The following is a 24622-nucleotide window of genomic DNA, read 5'->3' as shown; positions in this document are numbered from 1 at the left end:
GGTCAGAGTGACCGGGGTTCGGCTGAGCGGGGTCAGAGTGACCGGGGTCAGGTCGACCGGGGTCAGGCTGAGCGCGACGACGACTTCGCCGGCGGGAACCGGCGCAACCGCGGCAGGTTCCGTGAGCGTGGCCGCAACCGCGGCCGCCAGACTGGCGGTTTCAGCGAGTCGGAGCCGGTGGTCCGCGAGGACGACGTACTGGTTCCGGTCGCGGGCATCCTTGACGTTCTCGACAACTACGCCTTTGTGCGAACCAGCGGTTACCTGACCGGCCCGACCGACGTCTACGTCAGCCTGGCTCAGGTCCGTCGCCATGGTCTGCGCCGCGGTGACGCGATTACCGGAGTCGTCCGGGCGCCGCAGGAGGGCGAGCAGCGGCGGGACAAGTACAACGCGTTGGTCCGGCTCGACACGGTCAACGGCCTGGACCCGGATGAGGCGCGCAACCGACCCGAGTTCACCAAGCTCACCCCGCTCTACCCGCAGGAGCGGCTGCGCTTGGAGACCGAGCCGCAGTTGCTGACAACCCGGGTGATCGACCTGGTGATGCCGCTCGGAAAGGGCCAGCGGGCGTTGATCGTCAGCCCACCGAAGGCGGGAAAGACGATGGTGCTGCAGGCCATCGCGAACGCGATAACGACAAACAACCCGGAATGTCACCTCATGGTCGTTCTTGTCGACGAACGCCCGGAAGAGGTGACCGACATGCAGCGGTCGGTCAAGGGCGAGGTCATCGCGTCAACCTTCGACCGGCCCCCGTCCGACCACACCAGCGTCGCCGAGCTCTCCATCGAGCGGGCCAAGCGGTTGGTGGAACTGGGCGAGGACGTCGTCGTGCTGCTCGACTCGATCACCCGGCTCGGGCGGGCCTACAACCTGGCTGCTCCCGCATCCGGCCGGATCCTGTCCGGTGGTGTGGACTCGACCGCGCTCTACCCGCCGAAGCGGTTCCTCGGTGCTGCCAGGAACATCGAGAACGGCGGGTCGTTGACGATCATCGCCACGGCGCTGGTGGAGACGGGCTCCACGATGGACACTGTGATCTTCGAGGAGTTCAAGGGAACGGGCAACGCCGAGCTCAAGCTTGATCGGAAGATCGCCGACAAGCGGATCTTCCCGGCGATTGACGTCGACCCGTCCGGAACCCGCAAGGAGGACATCCTGCTTGCGCCGGACGAGCTTGTGATCATGCATAAGCTGCGTCGGGTTCTGCATACCCTTGAGTCCCAGCAGGCACTTGATCTTCTTCTGGAGAGATTGAAGCAGACGCGGACGAACTACGAGTTCCTGATGCAGATCGCGAAGACGACTCCAGGGCAGGACTAAGAGCGCCCGCGGTGCTGTCCCTGGACGACCGGAAGCTTCTGGCAGACTGGAACGTTGAGACCCGGCACCGGTTCACGCCCTCGCCGTCATGGCAGGGCGACCCGGCGGCCACTTCGGGAAGAAGGATCATGAAGGCTGACATTCATCCGACGTACCGTGAGACCACGGTCGTCTGCACCTGCGGCTCCACGTTCACGACCCGTAGCACCAAGTCGGACGGCGTGATCAATGCTGAGGTGTGCTCACAGTGCCACCCCTTCTACACCGGCAAGCAGAAGATTCTGGATGTCGGCGGTCGGGTCGAGAAGTTCGAGCGGCGCTTCGGTCGCCGTAGTCCCGGCGACAAGGCCGGGCCGGGGACGAAATAGCACGTTTACAGCGCCCGTGCCCTGTCCGACAGCGGCGCGGGCGCTGTTTGGCGTCCGTGTCGCTTCGCCTTTGGCTGTTGCCGTCCCGAAGGCCGCCGGCGACGCGGAAGACCATCGTCGCGTCGCCTTTGGCTGTTGCCGTCCCGAAGGCCGCCGGCGACGCGGAAGACCATCGTCGCGTCGCCTTTGGCCACTAGACCAGGAGATTCCCGAAATGACCACTCCACTCGACGGTCTGCTTGCCGAGCACGCCGAGCTGGAGGGCCGTCTCGCCGATCCGTCCGTGCATGCCGATCCGGCGCTGGCACGCAGTCTCGGTCGCAGGTACGCGGAACTGATCCCGGTCGTGGAGACCGCGCGCGAGCTGGACCGGGTCGATGCGGACCTCGCGACCGCCCGGGAGTTCGCCGCCGAGGATGTCTCGTTTCGCGCCGAGGTCGCGGAGCTTGAGGCCGCGCACGCGGTGTTGCGGGACCGCCTGCACACCCATCTGGTGCCCACCGACCCTGACGACGCCCGGGACGCGATCCTTGAGATCAAGGCGGGGGCTGGCGGTGAGGAGTCTGCGCTGTTCGCAGGCGACCTGCTGCGGATGTACCTGCGCTACGCCGAGCGGCGCGGCTGGCGGGCCGAGATCCTGGACGCGAATCCCAGCGATCTCGGCGGGTATCGGGACGTGAGCGTGGCGGTGAAGGCCGGCCGGACGAGCACCGGTGGCGTGTTCGGGCGGCTGCGGTTCGAGGGTGGTGTCCACCGGGTGCAGCGGGTTCCGGTCACCGAGTCGGCAGGTCGTATCCACACCTCGGCGGCCGGGGTCCTGGTGCTGCCCGAAGCCGAGGCGGTCGAAGTCGAGATCGACCCCAATGAGCTGCGCATCGATGTGTACCGCTCCTCGGGCCCCGGTGGGCAGAGCGTCAACACGACGGACTCGGCGGTGCGTATCACTCATCTTCCCAGCGGCCTGGTGGTCTCCTGCCAGAATGAGAAAAGTCAGCTGCAGAACAAGGAGTCGGCCCTGCGCATTCTGCGTGCCCGACTGCTGGTCGTCGCCCGCGAGCGGGCGCAGGCAGAGGCATCGGCGGCACGGGCCAGTCAGGTTCGTACAGTGGACCGCTCCGAGCGGATCCGTACCTACAATTTCGCGGAGAACCGGATCAGCGATCACCGGGTCGGATTCAAAGCGCACAACCTCGATCAGGTACTCGACGGTGAACTCGACGAGGTACTGGACGCACTGGTTGCGGCGGACCTGGAGGCGAGGCTCTCGGCCGGAGCGCCGTCATGACCTCCGTCGGGCCCCACCGTGAGCTGGCAACGCCCGTTCCGATGAGCCCGCTGGTTTCGTCCATGCGTGCAGCGGTTGCCGCTCTTGCCGCGGCCGGAGTAGCCAGTCCCCGGTCGGACGCCGAAGAGCTCGCGGCATACGTGACCGGTGAGCCCCGCCGGCGCTTGGCGCCGACGGCCACCATGACCCCGGCGGACCTGGAGCGGTTTGCCGAGCTCGTGGCGCGGCGGGTCGCGCGGGTGCCCCTCCAGCACCTGGTGGGCACCGTCGGTTTCCGTTATCTCACTCTTGCGGTGGGCCCGGGCGTGTTCATACCTCGGCCGGAGACCGAAACCGTGGTCGGCTGGGCACTCGACGCGGTTCGGACGGCCGGGTGGACACGGCCGATCTGTGTGGATCTCTGCACCGGTTCCGGCGCGATCGCTCTCGCCCTCGCGCAGGAACTACCTGGCGCGCGCGTACACGCTGTCGAACGTGATCCGGGCGCGCTGGCCTGGGCGGCCCGCAACATCGCGGCCCAGGGCTTCACCGACGCCGACGGCCGGGTGATCCTGCATCACGCCGACGTCGGGATCGAGCCGGCCGGATGCGGCCTCGGCGACGGTCGCGAGCCGGTTGCCACGGTTGCCACGGTTGCCCGAGAGCTTGCGGGTCTGTTCGGCCGGGTCGATCTGGTGGTGAGTAACCCGCCCTACCTGTGGGATGACGAACGGGACCTGGTCGAACCCGAAGTCGGTAAGCATGATCCTCCTGCCGCGCTGTGGGCCGGACCAGATGGTCTGGCGGGGGTTCGAGCCGTCGCACAGGTGGCGGGCGGCCTGTTGCGCGACGGTGGGCAGTTGGTGATCGAACACTCCGACCGACACGGCTTGGCGGCCCCTGCGCTGCTGCATGCACTCGACTGCTGGGACGATGTTCGGGACCATCCCGACCTGGCGGGGCGAGCCCGGTTCGTCTCAGCCTCGCGCCGACCTCGCACGGGCCCCGAGACCGGTCGGTAGGGACCTGGCAGGGAGCGGGGCGGGGCCCCGGGGCGCCGCCGCTGTCACGACATACTCCTGAAGTGACGTACTGCCGAAGTGACGCAGCACCACGGACGTAATGGGGGAGCCAGTGAGGCCACGAGAGTCAGTGAGCGAACGGTACGACTGCGCGGACTCCGAACGGCGTACGGCCGGTCTTGAGGCGGCGACGCGCGCGGTGCGCCATGGCAGGCTCGTCGTGTTGCCCACCGACACGCTGTACGGCATTGGCGCGGACGCGTTTGACCAGGTCGCCGTGCGCGCGCTGCTGGCGGCCAAAGGCCGCGGACCGGACATGCCCGTCCCTGTGCTGGTTGGTGCGTGGCGCACCCTCGACGGGCTCGTCGAGCAGGTCACCGAGCCGATGCAGGACCTGATCCGGGCATTCTGGCCGGGTGGGCTGACGCTGGTCGTGCCATATGCGCCGTCGTTGAGCTGGGATCTCGGGGATGCCCGGGGCACTGTCGCGGTGCGGATGCCACTGCATCCGGTCGCCATCGAACTGCTCGGCCGTACCGGGCCGATGGCCGTGTCCAGCGCGAACATCAGCGGTCAGGCACCTGCGACCACGGTGGAGGACGCCATGGCGCAGCTCCGTGACTCAGTCGAGGTGTACCTCGACGGCGGGCCGTGCTCGGCCGGCATCGCGTCGACGATCGTCGACTGCACCGGTGAGGTCCCCCGGGTGCTGCGGGCGGGTGCGGTCACGATGACGGCGTTGCGTGAGGTTCTACCGTCAGTCCAGGAACCCGCGGTCACCGCATGACGCTTGCGGCCCGCTCCGGCTCTGCGCCGTAAGCTGTCGGGAGTTGGAGCAGCCGAAGGTGGGGCGTCGCGACCGGGACAAACCCATGCCAGGTCGCTCCTGGCCCGGCTGCCTGCACGCGGCATGGGTCGGCCGCGCAGCCACGGGCCAGTCGCGCAGGAGGAGAGGCAGCTTATGAGCACCCCGTTCTGGGGCCCGGACTTCGATCAGCTCCGTGCCGAGGACGAAGAGATCGCGGATGTCGTCCTGGACGAACTGGACCGGCTCCGTGGGGGTCTCCAGCTCATCGCGAGTGAGAACTTCACCTCGCCTGCGGTGCTGGCGGCCCTCGGGTCGACGTTGTCGAACAAGTACGCCGAGGGCTATCCGGGCCGTCGCTACTACGGCGGGTGCCAGGTTGTCGATCGTGCGGAGGAGATCGGCATCGCCCGGGCGAAGGCGCTGTTCGGTGCCGAGCACGCGAACCTGCAGCCGCATTCCGGGGCTCAGGCCAACTTCGCGGTGTACGCGGCGCTGCTCACCCCTGGCGACACCGTGTTGGCGATGTCACTACCGCATGGCGGTCATCTCACTCATGGTAGCCGAGTGAACTTCAGCGGGAAGTGGTTCGACGTCGTCGCCTACGGAGTGCGCGAGGACACCGAATTGATCGACTACGATGAGGTTCGGGACCTCGCGCGGCAGCATCGGCCCAAAATGATGATCTGTGGCGCCACCGCGTATCCCAGGTTGATCGACTTTGCGGCCTTCCGCTCGATCGCGGACGAGGTCGGGGCGTGGCTGATGGTCGATGCCGCGCACTTCATCGGCTTGGTCGCGGGCGGAGCCATCCCCAGCCCGGTGCCGCACGCCGACGTGGTCAGTTTCACCACCCACAAGGTCCTGCGTGGGCCCCGAGGTGGGATGATCCTCTGCCGGGAAGAACTTGCCCAGCGGATCGACAAGGCGGTGTTCCCGTTCAGCCAGGGCGGCCCGCTCATGCACGCGGTCGCCGCCAAAGCGGTGGCGTTGCGGGAGGCCGCGACCCCGGCCTACGCCGAGTACGCCCGTCAGGTCATCGTCAACGCCCAGGCCCTCGCGGACGGGCTCGCGGCCGAAGGCGTGCGGCCGGTCGCCGGCGGCACCGACACCCACCTCACCCTGCTCGACCTGCGCGATCTCGGCGTAACCGGTAAGGATGCCGAAGCCCGGTGTGACGCGGCGCGGATCACGCTGAACAAGAACGCCATCCCGTACGACCCGCAACCGCCTGCGGTCTCCTCCGGTATCCGCGTCGGTACCCCGGCGGTGACCACTCAGGGCATGCGGGAAGGCGAGATGAAGGAGATCGCGGCGCTGATCGCTCGGGCGGTCCGTGACCCGTCAGCGGGCACTGATGTCGCCAGAGCCGTTTCCGTCCTGGTCGGCCGGCATCCGGCCTACCGGCGCTAGCGCGGTGGTGCGGTAGGTCAGCGAAGGCGTCAGGCTATTGCGGGAGTATCTACTCGTATTCGCGGTGTCGGCGGCGGTCACCTTCCTGTGCACGCCGGTCGCGCGGGGTTTTGCCATCTGGATCGGCGCCGTCGCCACTGTCCGTGATCGTGATGTGCACGCCGTGCCGACTCCACGGCTCGGCGGACTGGCCATGCTCGCTGGAGTCGCCGCCGGTCTGGAGGTTGCCGACGAGCTGCCGTTCCTGTCCTCGGTCTCGCGGGACTGGGCGGAGCCGCATGCGGTGGGTGTCGCGAGCGTAGTGATCTGCCTGCTCGGGGTGGTGGACGATCGGTGGCCACTGGACGCGGTCACGAAGCTCGCGGGTCAGGTCGCCGCCGCCGGTGTGATGGTGCTGCTGGGAGTCCAGTGGTCGTTCGCCGTCAACCCGGACAGTGACACCACCTTCAGTCTCGGACCTGAGACAGCCGTGCCGCTTTCGATCTTCGCAACGGTCGTTCTTGTCAACGCCATGAACTTCATCGACGGGCTGGATGGCCTTGCCGCCGGGGTTGCGGCGATTGCCGCTGGGGCCACGTTCTACTTCGCCTACGAGGTCGCTGTGATCAACCACTTTTCCCGGGCGGCGCCGGGAGCCTTGCTGGCCGCGGTCACCGCCGGGGTCTGCCTCGGCTTCCTGCCGCACAACTTCAACCCGGCCAGTCTGTTCATGGGGGACTCCGGTTCGATGCTGGTCGGCCTGCTGTCGGCGGCATCCATGATCTCGGTGACCGGACAGGTCGCCTATGGCGGATACGCCGGGCCGTCCCGATCCCTGCCGTCGCTGATTCCGTTGGCCATTCCGCTGGCTGTGCTGGCGGTGCCGTTCATCGACCTCGGACTAGCCGTGATCCGCCGGACCCGCGCCGGCCGGTCGCCCTTCGCCGCGGACAAGATGCATCTGCACCACCGGATGCTGGAGATCGGAAAATCCCATGTCCGCGCGGTTCTCATCATGTACTTCTGGGCGGCCCTGCTCGGTTTCGGCGGGGTGGCCGCATCCTTCTCGCGACAACCGTTGCCTATTCTCGCCGCCGTGGTCGGCCTCGGCCTGATCGGGCTCCTGGTCCTGTTGCTGGTCGGTCAGCGGTCGGTGCGGCGCGCATGATCGTTGCTACCGGACGGACGATCAGACTTGGTCTGGGCGTGCTCGCCACCCTCGCTGTTCCCAGCCTTGTGGTTGCAGGTTTCATCCGGGGCGTGGCCGGAGTTGTCGCCGTCGTACTCGGGCTGTGCCTGGTCGGGTTTTTCTTCGCGGCCAGCAAAGTCGCTGTGAGCGTTGTCGCCCAGCGCGCACGAGCGTTGGTGCTGCCAGCTGCGCTCGGCACCTACCTGGTGAAGATCATAATTCTTGGGACTCTTCTCGTGCACCTCGAAGGGTCGACCAGCATCGATCTTGCGGCTTTCGCCTGGGCCATCTTCGTGGGGGTCTTCGGATGGCTCGGTGCCGAGCTGTGGGTTGCCACGCATACCCGGGTCCCGTTCTACGACCCCACGGTCTTCCAGGCGCGGGAAGACTCCCGGCGTGACACCCTGAACGGGTGAGCGAAGCCGAACCGACGCCGCCAGCCGGAGGCCCTGCGGAGCCGACCGGCCAAAGGCCGCGCGAGGATGGTTCTTCGCGCGCGGCCGGAGGCCCTGCGGAGCCGACAGCCGACGGACCGCCGCGTCCCCCGTACCGGCCCGGCCTGGTCTCCGATGAAGCCTGGACGGCGGTCGGCACCCTGCTGGCCGGAACCGGGTTCTGGGGGCTGGTCGGCTACGGGATTGACCGCCTCACCGGACTCGGCACGGTGTTCCTGCCGGTCGGCGTCATCGTCGGCATGGCGGCGTCGCTCTATCTTGTGATCAGCAAGGCTACGCAGCGTTTCTGATCGAGTTCACCAGTTGCCTATGGTCTCGTCTTGGATTCTCAGCGTGAGAAGAGCGTCGTAAAAATGAACCAGCCGGCTACTTTCAGGTGAACAAGGGAGTGAACCAGCTCTGGCCGGCCTGGAGTTGATGCCGATCGCCACGGGGTGTGGATAGTATCGCCAGTGCTGGGTGTCCACTCGCGGACATCCGGTGTGAGTCGTGTCTCCCGTCGGTCCTGCCGGGCTCATGATCATGCCGTGTCGATGGATGGTCATGCGTGGTGCGGCACCGTACCCGAGAGGGAGCCGGCCCGCGCCTGGCGGGGCTGTCCCGCCTGAACCAGATAGGGTGAGTCCACACCGCCGCCGGTACGGCTGCGTCTCTTCCTTAGCTGGTGAGAGTGTATTTCGATCATGGAGGTGTCCGTCGTGCCGGTCCCCGCGGGACCCCTGGTCCTCGCTGATGAGGGCTTCAAGGGCCCGACCAAGGAGGTCTTCCAGCCGCCGCACTGGTTCGACGTCGATCTCGGACCGGTTCATTTCTACTTGAACAAGGCGACGGGGCTGGGGATCTTCGCCGCGCTCTTCGTCGGCGTGGTCTTCTGGCTCGGCTTCCGGCGGGCCACGGTCGTGCCCCGCGGATTGCAGAACGTCTGTGAGTCGGTCTACGACTTCATCGACACGTCGATCGCCCGGGACGTCATCGGGGAGAAGGGGCGGAAGTACACCCCGTACCTGGTCGTGCTCTTCAGCTTCGTGTTCATCTGTAATGTGCTTGCGATTGTTCCCGGCGCCCAGTTCCCGCCGACGTCGCGAATAGCCATTCCGATTGTTCTCTCCGCTGTGACCTATGTGCTGTTCAACTATGCCGGCATCCAGGCCAATGGCGCACGGGCGTATTTCGGGCATATGATAAACCCAGCGCCGACCGCGCCTGTCTTCGTCAAGGTTCTGCTTGGGCCGATCGAGGTCATGTCGACCATGCTCGTGCGGCCGTTCACGCTCGCGGTCCGGTTGTTCGCGAACATGTTCGCCGGCCACATCCTGCTCCTGGTCTTCTCGCTCGGCGCGGAGTACCTGCTGCCCAAGCCGCCTTTTGTCTTCGGGTTCGCCTCGCTGCTCATGACGATCGTGCTGACCGGCTTCGAACTCGTCATCGACGGCTTGCAGGCATACATCATCACGATCCTCACGGCCGCCTTCATCTCCGGCGCGATCGAATCCGGCGGTGGCCATGAAAGTTCTCCAGCGACTGACCATGCTCCTGCCGTGAGCGGGGCGCCCGCGATGAGCGGCGCGCCCGCCGGGGCGCACGCATAAAAAGGTTCGGACACCCCGATCAGCACTTCGATCAGCACCGTGGCAGGTCCCGGTGCCCGACTGGAAAAGGAATATGACATGGCAGACACCTCCATGGTGCTTGCTGCTGCCAATCAGGTGAGCGGCTCCCTCGGCGCGGTGGCCTACGGCTTGGCGGCCATCGGGCCGGGTATCGGAATCGGCCTTATCTTCGGCCTCGGTGTGCAGGCCATCGCCCGCCAGCCCGAAGCGGAGCAGGTCGCCTTCCGGTACATGATTATCGGCTTCGCCCTGGCGGAAGCACTGGCTCTGATCGGCTTCGTCGTCCCGTTCGTCTTCCCCTAAGCCGGGGGGACACCGTGGTTACCGCAACACTGTTGCTGGCCGCCGGGGACAGCGCAAAGTCGGATGAGAACGTCCTTGTCCCACCGCTCGGTGAACTGCTGATCGGCGCCCTGTCGTTCGGCCTGCTGGTGGCCTTCTTCTTCTGGAAGATCTACCCGCAGATCAAGCGGACGTACGCCGAGCGGACCGAGGGAATCGAGGGCAGTCTCGCCCGTGCCGCGCACGCTCAGCAGGAGGCTCAGGAGCTTCTCACCTCCTACCGCGCGCAGCTCGCCGACGCGCAGACCGAGGCTGCCCGCATCCGTGAGGACGCCCGGGAGCAGGGAATTCAGATCCTGACGGAACTGCGTGCGCAGGCGGATACCGAGGTCGCCGAGATCAAAGCGCGGGGCGAGGCACAACTTGCCGCGGAGCGGGCGCAGATCGTCGCTCAACTCCGGCGCGAGGTCGGTGACATCGCCCTCGAGCTCGCGACGAAGATTGTCGGTCATGAGCTGGAGCGCGACGACCGCCAGCGCCAGCTGGTCGACGACTTCATCGCGGGCCTGGAGCATCCGGACGAGTCGGCGATTCCGGCTCCGGCCGGTCCGGGGGGCTGAGGCATGGAGGGATCCAGCCGACAGTCCCTGGCCTCGGCGCGAGCTCGCCTGGACGAGCTGACGGCGACCGGGCCGCCCGGCGTCGGGACGCGGTCCCGCCATCCGGTCGACCTCGGTCGTCTCGCAGACGATCTTGAAGCGGTCGTGGACCTTCTCAGCCGGGAGCCGACGATCCGCCGGGCGTTGGCCGATCCGGGAGTGCCCGGATCGGCTCGCTCCGATCTTGCCGCCCGTTTGTTCGGCGGCAAGATCTCCGCGGAAGCGCTCGACATCGTGGCGGTCGCGGCTACCGGCCGCTGGGCTCGGCCGCTCGACCTCCAGCACGCGTTGTCCGAGCTCGGGGTCGAGGTCCGGCTCGCCCAGGCGCAGCGGGAGGGCGCCCTCGACGACGTGGAGGACGAACTGTTCCGGTTCGGTCGCATCCTCAACCGGACACCTGAACTGTCGTTGGCCCTCAGCGACCCGGCGGCCCCGTGGCCCGCGAAGCAGGAACTCCTGGCCAGGCTTCTGGACGGCAAGGCCAACGCCGTGACCATACGTCTCGTTCAGCGTGCTGTCGCCGAGCGTTACCACGGTGATCTCGAACGCCGTCTTGAGCAGCTGACCGTGATCGCAGCGGCACGCCGAAACCGGCTCGTCGCGGTGGTGCGCACGGCTGTACCTCTCGCGGGGGACCAGATTTTTCGGTTGCGGACAGCGATCAGCCGGTATTTTGGACGTGATGTCCAGCTCCAGATGGACGTCGACCCTTCCGTTCTGGGCGGCGTTGTCGTGCGGATCGGTGACGAGGTGGTCGACGGCAGCGTCATCCGCCGCCTCACCGACGCGCGCCGGCGGCTGCACCGATAGAGCGTTCTTGTGGACACCCAGACCTCGCATGACCTGCGGGACGTGCCCTCACCATTTATTGAAGGACCGAAGCGATGACTGAACTCTCCATTCGACCGGAGGAAATCCGCGCCGCCCTCCGGGACTACGTCGACTCCTACCAGGCATCCGTCGGGGAGCGGGAGGAGGTCGGCCGGGTCGTCGTCGCCGGCGACGGCATCGCGCGGGTCGAGGGCCTTCCGCACGTCATGACCAATGAGCTGCTGGAGTTCCATGGCGGCGTGCTGGGCCTGGCGTTGAACCTTGACATCGCCGAGATCGGCTGCGTCATCCTCGGCGAGTCCGAACACATCGAGGAAGGCCAGGAGGTCCGCCGCACCGGCCAGATTCTCTCGGTCCCGGTCGGCGACGGCTTCCTCGGCCGGGTGGTCGATCCGCTGGGCCGCCCGATCGACGGGCTCGGCGAGATCGTCTCCACCGAGACCCGTGCCCTGGAACTGCAGGCGCCCACGGTCGTCCAGCGCCAGCCGGTCAGGGAGCCGCTCCAGACCGGTATCAAGGCGGTGGACGCGATGACCGCCATCGGCCGTGGTCAGCGTCAGCTGATCATCGGCGACCGGCAGACCGGCAAGAGCGCTGTCGCGCTGGATGCGATCATCAACCAGCGGGAGAACTGGGCGACGGGGGATCCGAAGCTCCAGGTCAAGTGCGTGTATGTGGCGGTCGGGCAGAAGAAGTCGACGATCCGGGCTGTCCTCAACACCCTGGAGGAGACCGGCGCGCTGGCTTACACCACCATCGTGGCGGCGCCCGCCGACGAACCGGCCGGCCTCAAGTACCTCGCGCCCTACACCGGTTCGGCCATAGGCCAGCACTGGATGTACAACGGCCAGCACGGACTGATCGTCTTTGACGACCTGTCGAAGCAGGCCGAGGCATACCGGGCGATTTCCCTGCTGCTGCGCCGCCCGCCGGGTCGTGAGGCATACCCCGGTGACGTCTTCTACTTGCACTCCCGGCTCCTGGAGCGATGCGCGAAGCTCTCCGACGAGCTCGGCGCCGGGTCCCTGACCGGTCTGCCGATCATCGAGACCAAGGGTAACGACATCTCCGCCTATATCCCGACGAACGTCATCTCCATCACCGACGGACAGATCTTCCTGGAGACCGACCTGTTCAACCAGGGCGTCCGGCCGGCGATCAACGTCGGTACCTCGGTCTCCCGGGTGGGTGGCAGCGCCCAGATCAAGGCGATGAAGGCGGTCGCCGGGCGGCTGCGTCTGGACCTTGCGCAGTACCGCGAGCTGGAGGCGTTCTCGGCGTTCGGCTCGGACCTCGACAAGGCATCCCGTGCCCAGCTCGACCGGGGCGCACGCATGGTCGAACTGCTCAAGCAGCCCCAGTACGAGCCCTTCCCGGTGGAGCGGCAGGTCGTGTCGATCTGGGCGGGTACGTCCGGGCAGCTTGACGATGTGCCGGTCGCGGACATCCGCCGGTTCGAGCGTGAGTTCCTCGAGTTCGTCGAGCGGAGCCAGCCGGGGGTCTTCAAGACGATCCGCGAGACGGGCAAGCTGGATGCTGACACCGTCACCGCGCTGGAGCAGCTGATCGCGAAGTTCAAGGCCGAGTTCATGCTGTCGGGTGGTCAGCCGCTGGTCAACGAACCGTTGCCGGAGAGTCTGGACCCGTCGGAGCTGGAGCGCGAGGCGATCAAGATACACGAGCCGAAGCCGAAGGACGAGGGCTGAGGACATGGCCGGCCAGCTCCGTGAGTACCGGCGCCGCATCCGTTCGATCCAGTCGACCAAGAAGATCACTCGGGCGATGGAACTCATTGCCGCGTCCAGGATCGTGAAGGCCAAGGCGCGGGTTGCCGCCTCCCGGCCCTACGCGGACGAGATCACCCGAGTGATCTCCGCGGTGGCGTCGCAGACCACCGTTCGTCACCCACTGACGACAGAGCATGCAGATCCGCGGCGGGTGGCGGTTCTGATGGTCACCAGTGACCGTGGGCTTGCCGGTGGTTACAACGCCAACGTGCTGCGCCGGACGGGCGAGCTGCTGGAGCTGTTGCGCTCGGAGGGCAAGGAGCCGTTCCTGTACGCGGTCGGGCGCAAGGCCGTCACGTACTACCGCTTCCGCGGTCGGGAGCTGGCCGGTGAGTTCATCGGGTTCTCCGAACAGCCGAGCTACGACAACGCCAAGGAAGTCGCCGATGCGCTGATCGCGCGGTTCGTGGCGTCCGGTGAGGCCGGCGGAGTGGACGAGATCCACGCCGTCTACACCGAGTACGTCAACACCCTGACCCAGCGACCGGTTGCGCATCGCATTCTTCCGCTTGCGCTGGAGACGACCGCCGAGCCCCCGCCCGGCGGCCCGCTCCCGCAGTACGAGTTCGAACCGTCGGCCGAGGGAGTCCTCGACGCGCTGCTCCCTCGTTACGTCGAGAGTCGGCTGTACGCGGCGCTGCTGGAGTCCGCGGCATCGGAGTCAGCGGCCCGCCAGCGGGCGATGAAGTCCGCGACGGACAACGCCGGTGACCTGATCAAGACCTACACCCGTCGGGCGAACGCCGCCCGCCAGGATGCGATCACTCAGGAGATATCGGAAATCGTGGGCGGGGCCAACGCTCTCGCCCAGGCCTCGTAGCCCGCAGAGCGACGACGGTTATACCGAAGAACCCCTGAGGGCGCCGGCTGCGGGAGGAGCCGCCGGCGACTTCGGGGTATGACATGCAGATGAACCGCTTGAAGCCGCTGGTCTCCTGATGGAGTCCTCAGCCGCGGAGGGCACCTTGATGAAGCAGAGGACGCCATGACCGTTACCACTACCTCGCCCGCCGCGGTGGAGGGCAAGGCCCCTGGGATCGGCCGGGTCGCCCGTGTTATCGGCCCGGTCGTCGATGTGGAGTTCGCGCCCGACGAGATCCCCGAGATCTACCGTGCGCTGCGCGTCGATCGCACCATCGACGGGCAGACCGCAACGCTGACGCTCGAGGTCGCGCAGCACATCGGTGACAACACAGTCCGGGCGATCTCCATGCAACAGACCGACGGTCTGGTGCGTGGAGCGCCGGTTCAGGATACCGGTTCACCTATCACGGTTCCCGTTGGCAACGCCACCAAGGGGCACCTGTTCAACGTGCTCGGCGATCCGCTCGACGTCGAAAGCATTGACACCGACGTACGCAGGTCCATCCATGCAACAGCACCGCCATTCGACCAGCTTGAGTCGAAGACGGAGATGTTCACGACCGGCATCAAGGTCATCGACCTGCTTGCGCCTTATGTGCGCGGTGGGAAAATCGGCCTGTTCGGTGGCGCCGGCGTCGGCAAGACCGTCGTCATCCAGGAAATGATCAACCGGGTCGCCACGCAGTTCGAAGGTGTATCGGTGTTCGCCGGTGTCGGCGAGCGCACCCGGGAGGGAAACGACCTGTTCCTGGAGATGACCGAGGCCGGTGTGATCAAGGACACCGCGCTTGTCTTCGGGCAGATGGACGAGCCCCCGGGCACCCGGCTGCGGATCGCTCTCGCCGCGCTGACCATGGCGGAGTATTTCCGGGACGTCCAGAAGCAGGACGTGCTGCTGTTCATCGACAACATCTTCCGGTTCACCCAGGCCGGCGCGGAGGTCTCGACCCTGCTCGGACGTATGCCGAGTGCGGTGGGTTATCAGCCGACCCTGGCCGACGAGATGGGTGTGCTCCAGGAGCGCATCACATCCACCCGCGGTCATTCAATCACTTCGCTCCAGGCAATCTACGTTCCCGCGGACGACATCACCGACCCGGCCCCGCACACCACGTTCACCCATCTCGACGCGACCACGGTGCTCTCCCGGGCCATCTCCGACCTGGGGATCTACCCGGCGGTCGACCCGCTCGACTCGACGTCGCGCATCCTCGACGCCCGCTATCTGGGGCAGGATCACTACGATGTGGCGCGTGAGGTGCAGCGCATCCTGCAGCGTTACAAGGACCTTCAGGACATCATCGCCATTCTCGGTATCGACGAGTTGTCCGAAGAGGACAAGATTCTGGTCAACCGGGCACGGCGCATCCAGCGATTCCTGTCGCAGCCGTTCTTCGTCGCCGAGCAGTTCACCGGCATCCCCGGTAAGTTCGTCCCGCTCGAAGAGACGATCAAGTCCTTCAAGAAGCTGACCGAAGGTGACTACGATCATCTCCCGGAACAGGCTTTCTTCATGTGCGGTGGGATCGAGGACGCGGAGAAGAAGGCGAAGGAACTCTAGCCAAACGGCCGGATTCACCAACTGCAGGGCCCTTGGGATCCGTGCGGTCCAGGGCCGACGACAGCGGGAAGGACGGCAGCGCGATGCCGATGCAGGTGGCGATCGTCTCGCCGGAGAAGGAAGTGTGGTCGGGGGATGCCGACATGGTCGTCGCACGGACCACGGAAGGTGAGATCGGTGTGCTGACCGGGCATGTGCCGCTGCTCGGGGTCCTTGTCGCCGGCGGTCAGGTGCGGGTCACGACAGGCGAGCGCACGCTGACCGTCGAGGTCGACGGCGGATTCCTGTCAGTGACCAGGCAGGGGGTCAGCATCCTGGCTGAACATGCGGTCCTGGCCGGCACCGAGTAAGAGTGGTTGTCCTGATGGCGTGAGCGGCGCGAAAAACCATCTTCGCGCCGCAACCAGGCCGCAGCGTCGTCAGCTGTTGGCGCCCGGCTCCCACAGCACGTCCCCGCCGGGATTGGCGACCCGGGAGAGGATGAACAGCAGGTCGGAGAGCCGGTTGAGGTAGCGGGCGGGAAGCGCGCCGGTACGGTCCGGGTCGGCTTCGCGCAGCGCCCAGACGGACCGTTCCGCGCGGCGGGTGACCGTCCGCGCAACGTGTAGCAGTGCGGCACCGGCGGTACCTCCGGGCAGGATGAACGAGGCCAGCTTCGGGAGGTTCTCGTTGAACCGGTCGCAGGCCTCTTCAAGCCGTTCCACATATGCGGCGGTGACCCGCAGCGGTGGGAAGCCCGGCTTTTCCACGACGGGCGTGCACAGATCCGCACCGACGTCGAACAGGTCGTTCTGCACCCGGGCGAGCAACGCCCGGATGTCCTCGGCGAGTCCGCCGAGTGCCAGTGCCACGCCGATGGCGGCGTTGGCCTCGTCCACGTCCGCGTAGGCCGCGAGGCGCGGGTCGGTCTTGCGGACCCGGGACATGTCGCCGAGCGCGGTGGTCCCGTCGTCCCCGGTGCGGGTGTAGATCCGGGTCAGGTGGATGGCCATGGCGGTCACACTATGCCGCGCTCGGTCGGTCGGTCGCGCGCGCGTTCGGTCGCGCGATCACACCATGGCGGGCGGCCCGACTCGACGCACCGGCCGGCCCGCGCTGACGGCCGGGTGCCCAGGCCATAGCATCGAGTCCCGTGGAACGCTTCGTGGTCAGGGGCGGGTCTCGGCTTGTCGGCGAGGTCGATGTCCCGGGGGCGAAGAACTCCGTGCTCAAGCTGATGGCCGCGAGCCTGTTGGCCCATGGTCGGACGACTCTTCGCGCCGTGCCCGACATTCTGGATGTCGCGGTCATGGCCGATATCCTGCGAGCGCTCGGGGCGACCGTCGAGCGGGATCTCGCGGGCGGCTCGCTGTCGATCGACGTGCCGGCACGGCCCGGTGCGGCGGCCGACAGCGATGTGGTCCGCCGGATCCGGGCGTCCGTCGTCGTGCTGGGTCCGCTGGTCGCCCGCTGCGGCGAAGCCAGGGTGGCCCTGCCCGGCGGGGACGCGATCGGCACCCGCGCTCTGGACATGCACGTCAGCGGTCTGACCAAGCTCGGAGCCATGGTGGATGTCGAGGCGGGCACACTCGTGGCCCGGTCGGCCGGCCGGCTGCAGGGAGCGTCCATCTGGCTGGACTTCCCGAGCGTGGGCGCCACTGAGAACCTGATGATGGCTGGTGTGCTGGCCAAGGGCACGACCGTGATCGACAATGCCGCCCGCGAGCCTGAGATCGCAGATCTCTGCGCGATGCTGACGGCGATGGGTGCGGAGCTTGACGGTGCGGGCACGTCCACGTTGGTGATCGACGGCGTCGACGAACTGCGGCCGACCACGCACTGCACGGTCGCGGACCGGATTGTGGCCGGTACCTTCGCCATCGGCGCGCTGATGACCGGCGGGGACGTGCTGGTCCGGGGTGGGCGTGCCGATCATCTCGACATCGTGCTCGACAAGCTGACCACGGCCGGTGCCGTGGTGGCCGTCCGGCCCGACGGCTTCCGCGTCGTCGCCGACCGGCCGCCGCGGTCGATCGACGTGGTCACCCTGCCGTATCCGGGTTTTCCAACCGATCTCCTGCCGCAGACGATCGCTCTGGAAGCGGTCAGCGAAGGGGTGTCCCTCATCACCGAGAACGTTTTCGAAAGCCGCTTCGTGTTCTGTCGGGAGCTGCTGAAGCTCGGCGCGGAGCTACGCACCGACGGCCATCACGTCATCGTGCGCCGTGCGGACCGCCTGGTCGGCACCCAGGTGGTGGCCTCGGACGTCCGGGCCGGGGCCGGACTGGTGCTGGCTGGCCTGGTGGCTGACGGCATCACAGCGGTCAGTGAGGTCCACCACATCGACCGCGGCTACGGCGGCTTCGTCGAGCAGTTGCGGGCGCTGGGCGCGGACATCCATCGGGAGCCTGCTGAGGCCACGGCGCGGCGGACAGGCTGAACGGTGAGCATGACGCCATGGACCGGCGGCCCACGCCCTATTGCCTGGCGCTCTAGGTACGGCGATCCCGGGGCGGCGTCAGGCCCAGTCTCGCTCGGTGCCCGCGACAACGGCACGCGCCCGCATGGAGTCCTCGGGGAACACCATGACGTGCCAGCCGGGTAGGTGGTGGCGGCGGGTGTTCCCGTCGGCGTTCACCTGAATCGGGCCAGGTGGCGCCGCGCCTGACGTCGACCGTATCCCATGCTGACCGAGAAGCTGGCGCAGCCGGGCGGCCTCGGTGGACGTGCGGAGCGTCGCCACGGGCACCAGCATTCCGAAATCGCCGTGGCTGGTGGCGGTAGCATGGCTACCGCGCGGCCGGTTCGGCGCGAACACCCACCGGCACACCGCCACGAGTACGGCGGTGGCGGCGACGGCAATGGCCGGACCGATCGTGTAGTGCAGGCTGTTCAGTGGCACCGTCACCTCCCTGCTGTCCGAGCCGGCGGGTCGGACGGACTACATCGTCTCAGCGCGGCCGATTCCGCGCAGGCGTTCATGCGTGGCTCGCGTCGCAGTTCTGGATCGCTGTGCGGTCGAGATTGCTTCCTCCCCTGCGTCCAGCCCGTTCGTCCTGCCTGGGCGGACCGACCCGGCGCCCGGCGCGTCTGCGTCGCCACTCTGCGACTATGGACACTGACACTGACGCTGGGGGTGAGCCGCTGTACCTGTGGTTCCCGATGCGGCAGCGGTAGGAACGGAGGTCTGGACAACCAGCTGGCCGAGGTTGCGTGATCATGTCTTCTTCGCGCAATGGGAGGCCCCAGGGAAACCTTGCGTCCGGAGTGGGATCCGGCCGTGTCCGACAACCTCTGATCGCCGGGCAGACCCGATCGGTCAGGGCGTGAATCAGGGGGGACGGGAGGCCTGATGGGTGAGAACGCAATGCTTCTTGACGACGGACGTATGGAGATCCAGACGGTACGGTTGACCGGACGGGTCGATGTGCGCACTGTCGGTGATATGCGCATGCGGCTGCATACCGCCATCGACGGCGGCACCGGGCAGCTACGGGTGAACGTGTCCGGCCTGGAGCTGGTCGACCATGCGGGCCTCGGTGTCCTGCTCGGTGGGGCTCGGCGGGCTCGGCGGTCCGGGCGGTCGATGCTCCTGGTCGACGTTCCCGCTGCGCTGGGAAAGCTGCTGGCAGCCAACCGCCTCGGGCGTATCCTGCGGTCCGACGATGCGGACCTGCTGCACGTCGGTCACGCCTGATGCGGCTATCCGGCAGGTCCCTGATGCGGCTATCCGGCAGGTCCCTGATGCGGCTAACCGGCAGGTCCCTGATGCGGCTAACCGGCAGGTCACAGCCTCGCGCTGTGCGCTGACGGCCCGCCGGTCGCTTGTGGTCCCCCGGCTCCATGACGTTGCGATCGGTCGTGGGATGATGGTTCCGGCCGGGGAGGGACATGCTCGACGTCGATGCGCAGCAGTTGAGTCCAACGGACGGTCCGGCTTACCGACAAGGTGGTGACCAGTCCGGTGACCAGCGGCGGACAGCGCTCATCGTGGGCGCGTTCGCGTTGGCGATTGTGGTGGGTGTGGTCATCGGTCTGGTAACCGCGCCCGAGGCCAGGACCACCCCGGCGGCAGTGGCGACGACCGCCGCGCCACCGTCGTCCGAGCTGCAACCGGCGCTGGACCCACCCACCTGGGAGAACAGCCGCCATCCGGGGACGGCGCACCAGATGCGGGTGCGGGAGTCCGACCGCCGTGCCTTGAGCGCGAGCCTCGCGTACGCCCTGCGGGAAAACGGCGCGGGCACCATGACCACGGCGGACGTCGTCATCCCACCGGGAAAGCTTTTCTACGGTGCTGTGGAAGGTCGCGACAGCACTGTGGACGAGTACTGGGCCGTCGGCCTGGCGCAGGTGGCCGGCGTGACCCCGGCGCCGCCCAACCCGCACGTGTGGCAGCGGATCGCCAACGGCCCCTGGACGCAGCTCGTGTCGGGGCCGGGTGCCTGCGACAGGCTGCCGGCTGTCCTGTTCACCGTGTGGCAGGGGCGTCCGGGTCTTTGCTCGAGCGCGTGACGTTACCTGTCGGTAGGCTCCTTGCCATCAGACGACCCCTCGGGAGGGTGTGGCGATGGCCGACGCGGCGCGGCGGGACCAGCCGGAGCAGGCTCGTCCACAGCGGGACCGGCCGTGGATCATCCGGACCTATGCGGGTCATTCCAACCCGGTGGAAACCAATGCACTGTACCGGCGGAATCTGGCCAAGGGGCAGACCGGGCTCTCGGTCGCGTTCGATCTGCCGACCCAGACCGGCTATGACCCCGACCACGAGCTCGCCCGTGGTGAGGTCGGCAAGGTAGGCGTGCCGATCGCGCACATCGGCGACATGCGCGCGCTGTTCCACGACATTCCGCTGAGCCAGATGAACACGTCGATGACGATCAATGCGACGGCCATGTGGCTGCTCGCGCTGTATCAGGTTGTCGCCGAGGAACAGGGTGCGGACGCGGCGACGCTGGCCGGCACGACCCAGAACGACATCATCAAGGAGTACCTCTCCCGCGGAACGTACGTGTTCCCGCCGGTGCCCTCGCTTCGGCTGATCACGGACGTGGTCGCCTACACGGTGACCGAGATCCCGACGTGGAACCCGATCAACATTTGCAGCTACCACCTGCAGGAGGCCGGTGCCACACCCGTCCAGGAGATCGCCTACTCGATGTGCACGGCCATCGCCGTGCTCGATGCGGTGGTCGCCTCGGGGCAGGTGCCGGCCGAGCGCGTCGGCGAGGTCTGCGCGCGGATGTCGTTCTTCGTCAACGCAGGCGTTCGCTTCGTCGAGGAAATGTGCAAGATGCGGGCGTTCGTGGCGTTGTGGGACGCGCTGCTGCGGACCCGGTACGGGGTCACCGATCCCCGGCACCGGCGGTTCCGCTATGGCGTCCAGGTCAACTCGCTCGGCCTGACCGAGGCGCAGCCGGAGAACAACGTCATCCGGATCGTGCTGGAAGCCCTCGGGGCGACGCTGTCGAAGGATGCCCGTTGCCGGGCCCTGCAGCTGCCGGCGTGGAACGAGGCCCTCGGCCTGCCCAGACCGTGGGACCAGCAGTGGTCCCTGCGCATCCAGCAGATTCTCGCCTACGAGACCGACCTGCTGGAGTACCCCGACATCTTCGAAGGCTCGGTCGTCGTCGAACGGCGGGTGGCCGAACTGGTCGAAGCGGCCCAGGGCGAGATCGACCGGGTGCAGGCGATGGGCGGTGCGGTGGCCGCGGTCGAAAGCGGCTACATGAAGTCCCAGCTCGTCGGCTCGCAGGCGAACCGTCGGATGCGCATCGAGTCCGGCGAGGACGTGGTGGTCGGCGTGAACACCTTCACCGCCACCGAGCCGAACCCGCTGCTCGCCGACCTGAGCGCGGCGATCCAGACCGTCGACCCGGCGGCGGAGGCCGCCGTCTGTGTCGATCTCGCAGCCTGGCGGGCCGGGCGCGACGCGCGCGCCGTGGACGAGGCGCTGCGGGGCCTGCGGGACGCGGCCAAGACCGATACGAACCTGATGGCCGCGACGGTGGCCTGCGCCCGGGTCGGGGTGACCACAGGGGAGTGGGCCGGGGTCCTGCGGGATACCTTCGGTGAGTACCGGGCGCCGACCGGGGTGTCCGGCGCTTCGGTGCATGCTGGTGGCGCTGAGCTCGCCGGCGTCCGGGACAGGGTCGCGCAAACCGGGCGGGAGCTGGGGCGCCGGTTGAAGTTCCTCGTCGGTAAGCCCGGCCTGGACGGGCATTCCAACGGCGCCGAACAGATCGCCGTACGCGCCCGCGACGCCGGGTTCGAGGTCGTGTACCAGGGCATCCGGCTGACCCCGGCGCAGATCGTCGCAGCCGCGGTGGAGGAGGACGTGCACGTCGTGGGGCTGTCGGTGCTCTCGGGTTCGCACATGGAGCTGGTACCGCAGGTCCTCGACGGGATGCGGGCGGCCGGTGTCGGTGACGTGCCTGTCATCGTCGGCGGCATCATCCCGGCGGTGGATGCCGAGCGGCTCAGGGCGCTGGGGGTGGCGGCGGTCTACACACCGAAGGACTACGGTCTCACGGAGATCATGGGCGGGATTGTGGCCGTCGTCCGGGCCGCGAACGGCCTGAGTTGATCGCTCGAGTTGATCGTCCGAGTTGATCGTCCGAGCTGATCGTCCGAGCTGATCGTCCGAGCTGATTGCCTGGGAGCGCGAGCGTGGTGGTGCGGGGTGGCCGGGGGCCGCGTAGCGTCCGGAGGGTGATGGCTGACACGAGCACCCGTCGGGGAGACTCGGCGGCACCGGGCACCGGGCGGGCCCGACATGACACCGGGTCGCAGAACGACACCGGTCCGGCCGAGCGTCCCGTCTCGCTTCGGGATGCTGTCGCACTGGCCACCCGCGCGCATGCCGGCCAGCTCGACAAGGTCGGCGACGACTACATCGGCCATCCGCTCCGGGTGATGGAAGCGGTCGGTGACGCCGCGCAGCGGGCCGGGGTCGACCCTGACCAGGCCCGGATGGTCGCGGTGCTGCACGACGTCGTCGAGGACACCGATGTCACCCTGGCGACGCTGACCTCCCTCGGTTATCCGTCCGATGTCGTCGCGGCGGTCGACGCACTGAGTCACCGTGATGGAGAGTCGGTGGAGCACTACCTCGCCCGGGTAGCCGGCAACCCCCTGTCGGTTGTGGTGAAACGGGCGGACATGGCCGACAACAGCAACCCGGCACGGCTGGCCAGGCTGCCGCGGGATCAGGCGGACCGTTACGCACGGCGTTATTCCGGTCGTATCCGGCTGCTCGACGACCTTGTCGCCCAACATGGAGCCGCCATCCGCACGGTGGACCGGATGCGGACGGTATAGGGACGCGGCAGCACGTGGAGACGGGCAGTCACCGCGACACTCTGCGCGGCCCTCCCGTTCACCCAGCGTTGGACCCAGGTGACCGACTTCCAGCGGGCGCTCTACCTGATCACGCTGTTGACGATCGCCGCCGCGTCCGCGCTGCTGATCGGCCCGGTGGCCTACCACCGGATGGTGTTCCGCCGGGGCGCACGGGCCCAGCTGGTTACCGCTGCCAACACCATGGCGCTGACTGGATTGATCATGTTGGGCGTGGGGATCAACGCTGCCGTCCTGCTCATCGTCGACGTGGTCATGGGGGTGCTGGCGACCGCACTCATCAGCTCGGCGAGCGTGGCGTTCTTCATCGTGTTGTGGTGGGTTCTGCCTTGGCTCACCCGACCGGATCGACGCGACGGCGGCGGGGCAGGTCGGGATCCCGACCACAGGATGAGCGGGGTCGCCGGATCGGCTGACGGCAAGCGGGTGTAGGTGGACGGGCGGGTGCACACAGACGAGCGGGTGTAGGGAGCGATGTCGCGGCACGGTAGCGTCCGGGGCTGTGCGTCTTGTGATTGCCAGGTGCAGCGTCGACTACGTGGGTCGGCTGACGGCTCATCTGCCCAGCGCGGTTCGACTGCTGCTGGTGAAGGCCGACGGGTCGGTGTCCATCCATGCGGACGGGCGCGCCTACAAGCCGTTGAACTGGATGAGCCCGCCATGCGTGATCGCCGAGGCGGACGGCGTCTGGCGGGTGACCAACCGAGCCGACGAACAGCTCGTCATCACCCTCGAAGAGATCATGCATGACTCGTCGCACGATCTCGGTGTGGACCCGGGCCTGCAGAAGGACGGCGTGGAGGCGCACCTGCAGGTGCTGCTCGCCGACCGCCCGGATGCCATCCGCGACGGCCTCACCCTGGTACGTCGGGAGTACGAAACGGGGATCGGGCCGGTCGATCTACTTTGTCGCGACACCGACGGTGGGAGTGTTGCCGTCGAGGTGAAGCGCAAGGGCGAGATCGACGGCGTCGAGCAGCTGACCCGCTATCTCGCCCGACTGGAGGCGGACCCGTTCCTGCCGCATCCGGTGCGTGGGATCCTGGTCGCGCAGTCGATCACACCGCAGGCGCGGCTGCTGGCCGCGGACCGCGGTCTGGGCTGCGTCACGGTCGACTACGACTCCCTGCGCGGACTGGCGCCCGCGATCCCGACCCTGTTCTGACCGTTCAGATTCGCAGGCTTGTGCCGCCGGTTGCGATGCCGGTTGCGATGCCCATCAGTCACAACAGATGAACTATAGTTGCGGTGGATGCTGAATGGCTCGACTCTGCGACGGTTCGTGTAATGCTACGCAACGTGAATTTACCTGTACCGGACAGTGGTCGCTGATCCTTTTCCCGGGTAGCGGCCCGTTCGTCTTCTGATTTCCACCGTGGGTACCTCGATGTGCCCGCGGTGATCTGTCGTCGGTGTTCTGTTCGTGTTGTTGAACTCCGACGACGAGGACGGCGATGGCTGGCCCGCAAATGCAGCAGGTGACGAATACCCGAAAATTATTGATCCGCGCACAGGTGAACCAATCGAGGCCCCTCCCTCCGGGTTGCCGAAGGTACCACCCTCCCAGCGTGTTCCATGGGGGCCCAACAAAGAGGATCATTCCTCGCGAGTATGGCGGTACGAATGAATTCAATAATCTGGTTCCTGTGCTCCACGTCCTACATCAGCAAGAACTCAATTCTTGGTGGATGAGTTATGGCGGTTGAAGTCGTAGAGGCGCTGGATCGTTTCCGTTCCTATCTCGAACCCAGGGATGGTATTGGCAACAATCCATTCAAGCTAGGTTGCTCGTTTGAGCGGCCTGCGACGGAAGAGGAGATCGCTTCGGCCTGGACGGCTGATATTCCGGCCGAGATGATCGACTTATGG

At 67.2% G+C, this 24622-nt stretch carries 25 protein-coding genes and 1 pseudogene; 24 read left to right on the top strand and 2 right to left on the bottom strand.

Annotated elements, in window-relative coordinates:
- The 17 genes from rho to U9983_RS16830 all read left to right on the top strand — a co-directional run.
- A partial coding sequence (gene rho, locus U9983_RS16910) for a transcription termination factor Rho (protein ID WP_322754958.1) occupies positions 1-1326 on the top strand: 1326 nt, incomplete at its 5' end.
- Positions 1327-1454: 128 nt separating this feature from the next.
- Complete coding sequence (gene rpmE, locus U9983_RS16905) at positions 1455-1694, top strand: 50S ribosomal protein L31 (RefSeq protein WP_322754957.1); 240 nt, start codon at positions 1455-1457, stop codon at positions 1692-1694.
- Positions 1695-1908: 214 nt separating this feature from the next.
- Positions 1909-2979, top strand: a complete 1071-nt coding sequence (prfA, locus tag U9983_RS16900; protein WP_322754956.1) for a peptide chain release factor 1 — start codon at positions 1909-1911, stop codon at positions 2977-2979.
- Complete coding sequence (gene prmC / locus U9983_RS16895; RefSeq protein ID WP_322754955.1) at positions 2976-3980, top strand: peptide chain release factor N(5)-glutamine methyltransferase; 1005 nt, start codon at positions 2976-2978, stop codon at positions 3978-3980. Before prfA ends, prmC begins: the two co-directional genes overlap by 4 nt.
- Before the next feature lie 130 nt (positions 3981-4110).
- Positions 4111-4767: an L-threonylcarbamoyladenylate synthase gene (locus U9983_RS16890; protein ID WP_322754954.1), complete on the top strand. Its 657-nt coding sequence runs from the start codon at positions 4111-4113 to the stop codon at positions 4765-4767.
- A 174-nt stretch (positions 4768-4941) separates the two neighbouring features.
- Entirely contained in the window at positions 4942-6198 is a 1257-nt protein-coding gene (glyA, locus tag U9983_RS16885) for a serine hydroxymethyltransferase (protein ID WP_322754953.1), read from the top strand.
- Positions 6199-6235: 37 nt separating this feature from the next.
- Positions 6236-7345, top strand: a complete 1110-nt coding sequence (locus U9983_RS16880; RefSeq protein ID WP_322748059.1) for an MraY family glycosyltransferase — start codon at positions 6236-6238, stop codon at positions 7343-7345.
- Positions 7342-7782, top strand: a complete 441-nt coding sequence (locus tag U9983_RS16875) for a hypothetical protein (RefSeq protein WP_322754952.1) — start codon at positions 7342-7344, stop codon at positions 7780-7782. Before U9983_RS16880 ends, U9983_RS16875 begins: the two co-directional genes overlap by 4 nt.
- Positions 7779-8111 carry an AtpZ/AtpI family protein gene (locus U9983_RS16870; RefSeq protein WP_322754951.1) on the top strand — a complete coding sequence of 111 codons (333 nt, stop codon included), beginning with the start codon at positions 7779-7781 and terminating at the stop codon, positions 8109-8111. The genes U9983_RS16875 and U9983_RS16870 overlap by 4 nt, the downstream gene beginning before the upstream one ends.
- A gap of 393 nt (positions 8112-8504) precedes the next feature.
- Complete coding sequence (gene atpB, locus U9983_RS16865; RefSeq protein ID WP_322754950.1) at positions 8505-9410, top strand: F0F1 ATP synthase subunit A; 906 nt, start codon at positions 8505-8507, stop codon at positions 9408-9410.
- Positions 9411-9488: 78 nt separating this feature from the next.
- Positions 9489-9734, top strand: a complete 246-nt coding sequence (locus U9983_RS16860; protein WP_322748055.1) for a F0F1 ATP synthase subunit C — start codon at positions 9489-9491, stop codon at positions 9732-9734.
- A 14-nt stretch (positions 9735-9748) separates the two neighbouring features.
- A complete protein-coding gene (locus U9983_RS16855; protein WP_322754949.1) occupies positions 9749-10333 on the top strand; it encodes a F0F1 ATP synthase subunit B in 585 nt (194 codons plus the stop codon).
- A gap of 3 nt (positions 10334-10336) precedes the next feature.
- The gene (locus tag U9983_RS16850; RefSeq protein ID WP_322754948.1) at positions 10337-11182 is read left to right on the top strand and encodes a F0F1 ATP synthase subunit delta; all 846 of its coding nucleotides are present in this window, start codon (positions 10337-10339) and stop codon (positions 11180-11182) included.
- Positions 11183-11256: 74 nt separating this feature from the next.
- Complete coding sequence (atpA, locus tag U9983_RS16845; protein WP_322754947.1) at positions 11257-12909, top strand: F0F1 ATP synthase subunit alpha; 1653 nt, start codon at positions 11257-11259, stop codon at positions 12907-12909.
- Between the two features lie 4 nt (positions 12910-12913).
- Positions 12914-13810 (top strand): F0F1 ATP synthase subunit gamma, encoded by an 897-nt coding sequence (locus U9983_RS16840; protein WP_322754946.1) that lies wholly within the window; start codon positions 12914-12916, stop codon positions 13808-13810.
- A gap of 165 nt (positions 13811-13975) precedes the next feature.
- Positions 13976-15415 (top strand): F0F1 ATP synthase subunit beta, encoded by a 1440-nt coding sequence (gene atpD / locus U9983_RS16835; RefSeq protein ID WP_322754945.1) that lies wholly within the window; start codon positions 13976-13978, stop codon positions 15413-15415.
- An 83-nt stretch (positions 15416-15498) separates the two neighbouring features.
- Entirely contained in the window at positions 15499-15765 is a 267-nt protein-coding gene (locus tag U9983_RS16830; RefSeq protein ID WP_322748049.1) for a F0F1 ATP synthase subunit epsilon, read from the top strand.
- A 69-nt stretch (positions 15766-15834) separates the two neighbouring features.
- On the opposite strand, the gene U9983_RS16825 is transcribed toward U9983_RS16830, so the two are convergent.
- Positions 15835-16407, bottom strand: coding sequence for a cob(I)yrinic acid a,c-diamide adenosyltransferase (locus U9983_RS16825; protein ID WP_322754944.1), 573 nt, complete (start codon positions 16405-16407; stop codon positions 15835-15837).
- Positions 16408-16547: 140 nt separating this feature from the next.
- On the opposite strand from U9983_RS16825, the gene murA reads away from it, so the two are divergent.
- Complete coding sequence (murA, locus tag U9983_RS16820) at positions 16548-17834, top strand: UDP-N-acetylglucosamine 1-carboxyvinyltransferase (protein ID WP_322754943.1); 1287 nt, start codon at positions 16548-16550, stop codon at positions 17832-17834.
- 78 nt (positions 17835-17912) lie between these two features.
- On the opposite strand, the gene U9983_RS16815 is transcribed toward murA, so the two are convergent.
- The gene (locus tag U9983_RS16815; RefSeq protein WP_322748046.1) at positions 17913-18296 is read right to left on the bottom strand and encodes a hypothetical protein; all 384 of its coding nucleotides are present in this window, start codon (positions 18294-18296) and stop codon (positions 17913-17915) included.
- A 450-nt stretch (positions 18297-18746) separates the two neighbouring features.
- Here U9983_RS16815 and U9983_RS16810 point away from each other — a divergent pair, with 450 nt between their 5' ends.
- From U9983_RS16810 to nucS, 6 genes and pseudogenes are all read left to right on the top strand, one after another.
- A complete protein-coding gene (locus U9983_RS16810) occupies positions 18747-19091 on the top strand; it encodes an STAS domain-containing protein (RefSeq protein ID WP_322754942.1) in 345 nt (114 codons plus the stop codon).
- Positions 19092-19285: 194 nt separating this feature from the next.
- Entirely contained in the window at positions 19286-19909 is a 624-nt protein-coding gene (locus U9983_RS16805; RefSeq protein ID WP_322754941.1) for a hypothetical protein, read from the top strand.
- A 55-nt stretch (positions 19910-19964) separates the two neighbouring features.
- On the top strand, positions 19965-21980 hold the full coding sequence (locus U9983_RS16800; RefSeq protein ID WP_322754940.1) for a protein meaA: 2016 nt from the start codon (positions 19965-19967) through the stop codon (positions 21978-21980).
- 128 nt (positions 21981-22108) lie between these two features.
- The gene (locus tag U9983_RS16795; RefSeq protein ID WP_322754939.1) at positions 22109-22714 is read left to right on the top strand and encodes an HD domain-containing protein; all 606 of its coding nucleotides are present in this window, start codon (positions 22109-22111) and stop codon (positions 22712-22714) included.
- Between the two features lie 60 nt (positions 22715-22774).
- Positions 22775-23185, top strand: a pseudogene (locus U9983_RS16790) (DUF6328 family protein); the annotation flags it as partial.
- 70 nt (positions 23186-23255) lie between these two features.
- Complete coding sequence (nucS, locus tag U9983_RS16785; RefSeq protein ID WP_322754938.1) at positions 23256-23918, top strand: endonuclease NucS; 663 nt, start codon at positions 23256-23258, stop codon at positions 23916-23918.
- Positions 23919-24622 lie beyond the last annotated feature (704 nt).

Origin of the sequence: Protofrankia sp. Cas3 (genome assembly GCF_963555955.1) — a bacterium.
Classification (GTDB): Bacteria; Actinomycetota; Actinomycetes; order Frankiales; family Frankiaceae; genus Protofrankia.
The sequence above is the reverse complement of the archived record's forward strand: the minus strand, read 5'-3'. Positions and strand labels throughout refer to the sequence as shown.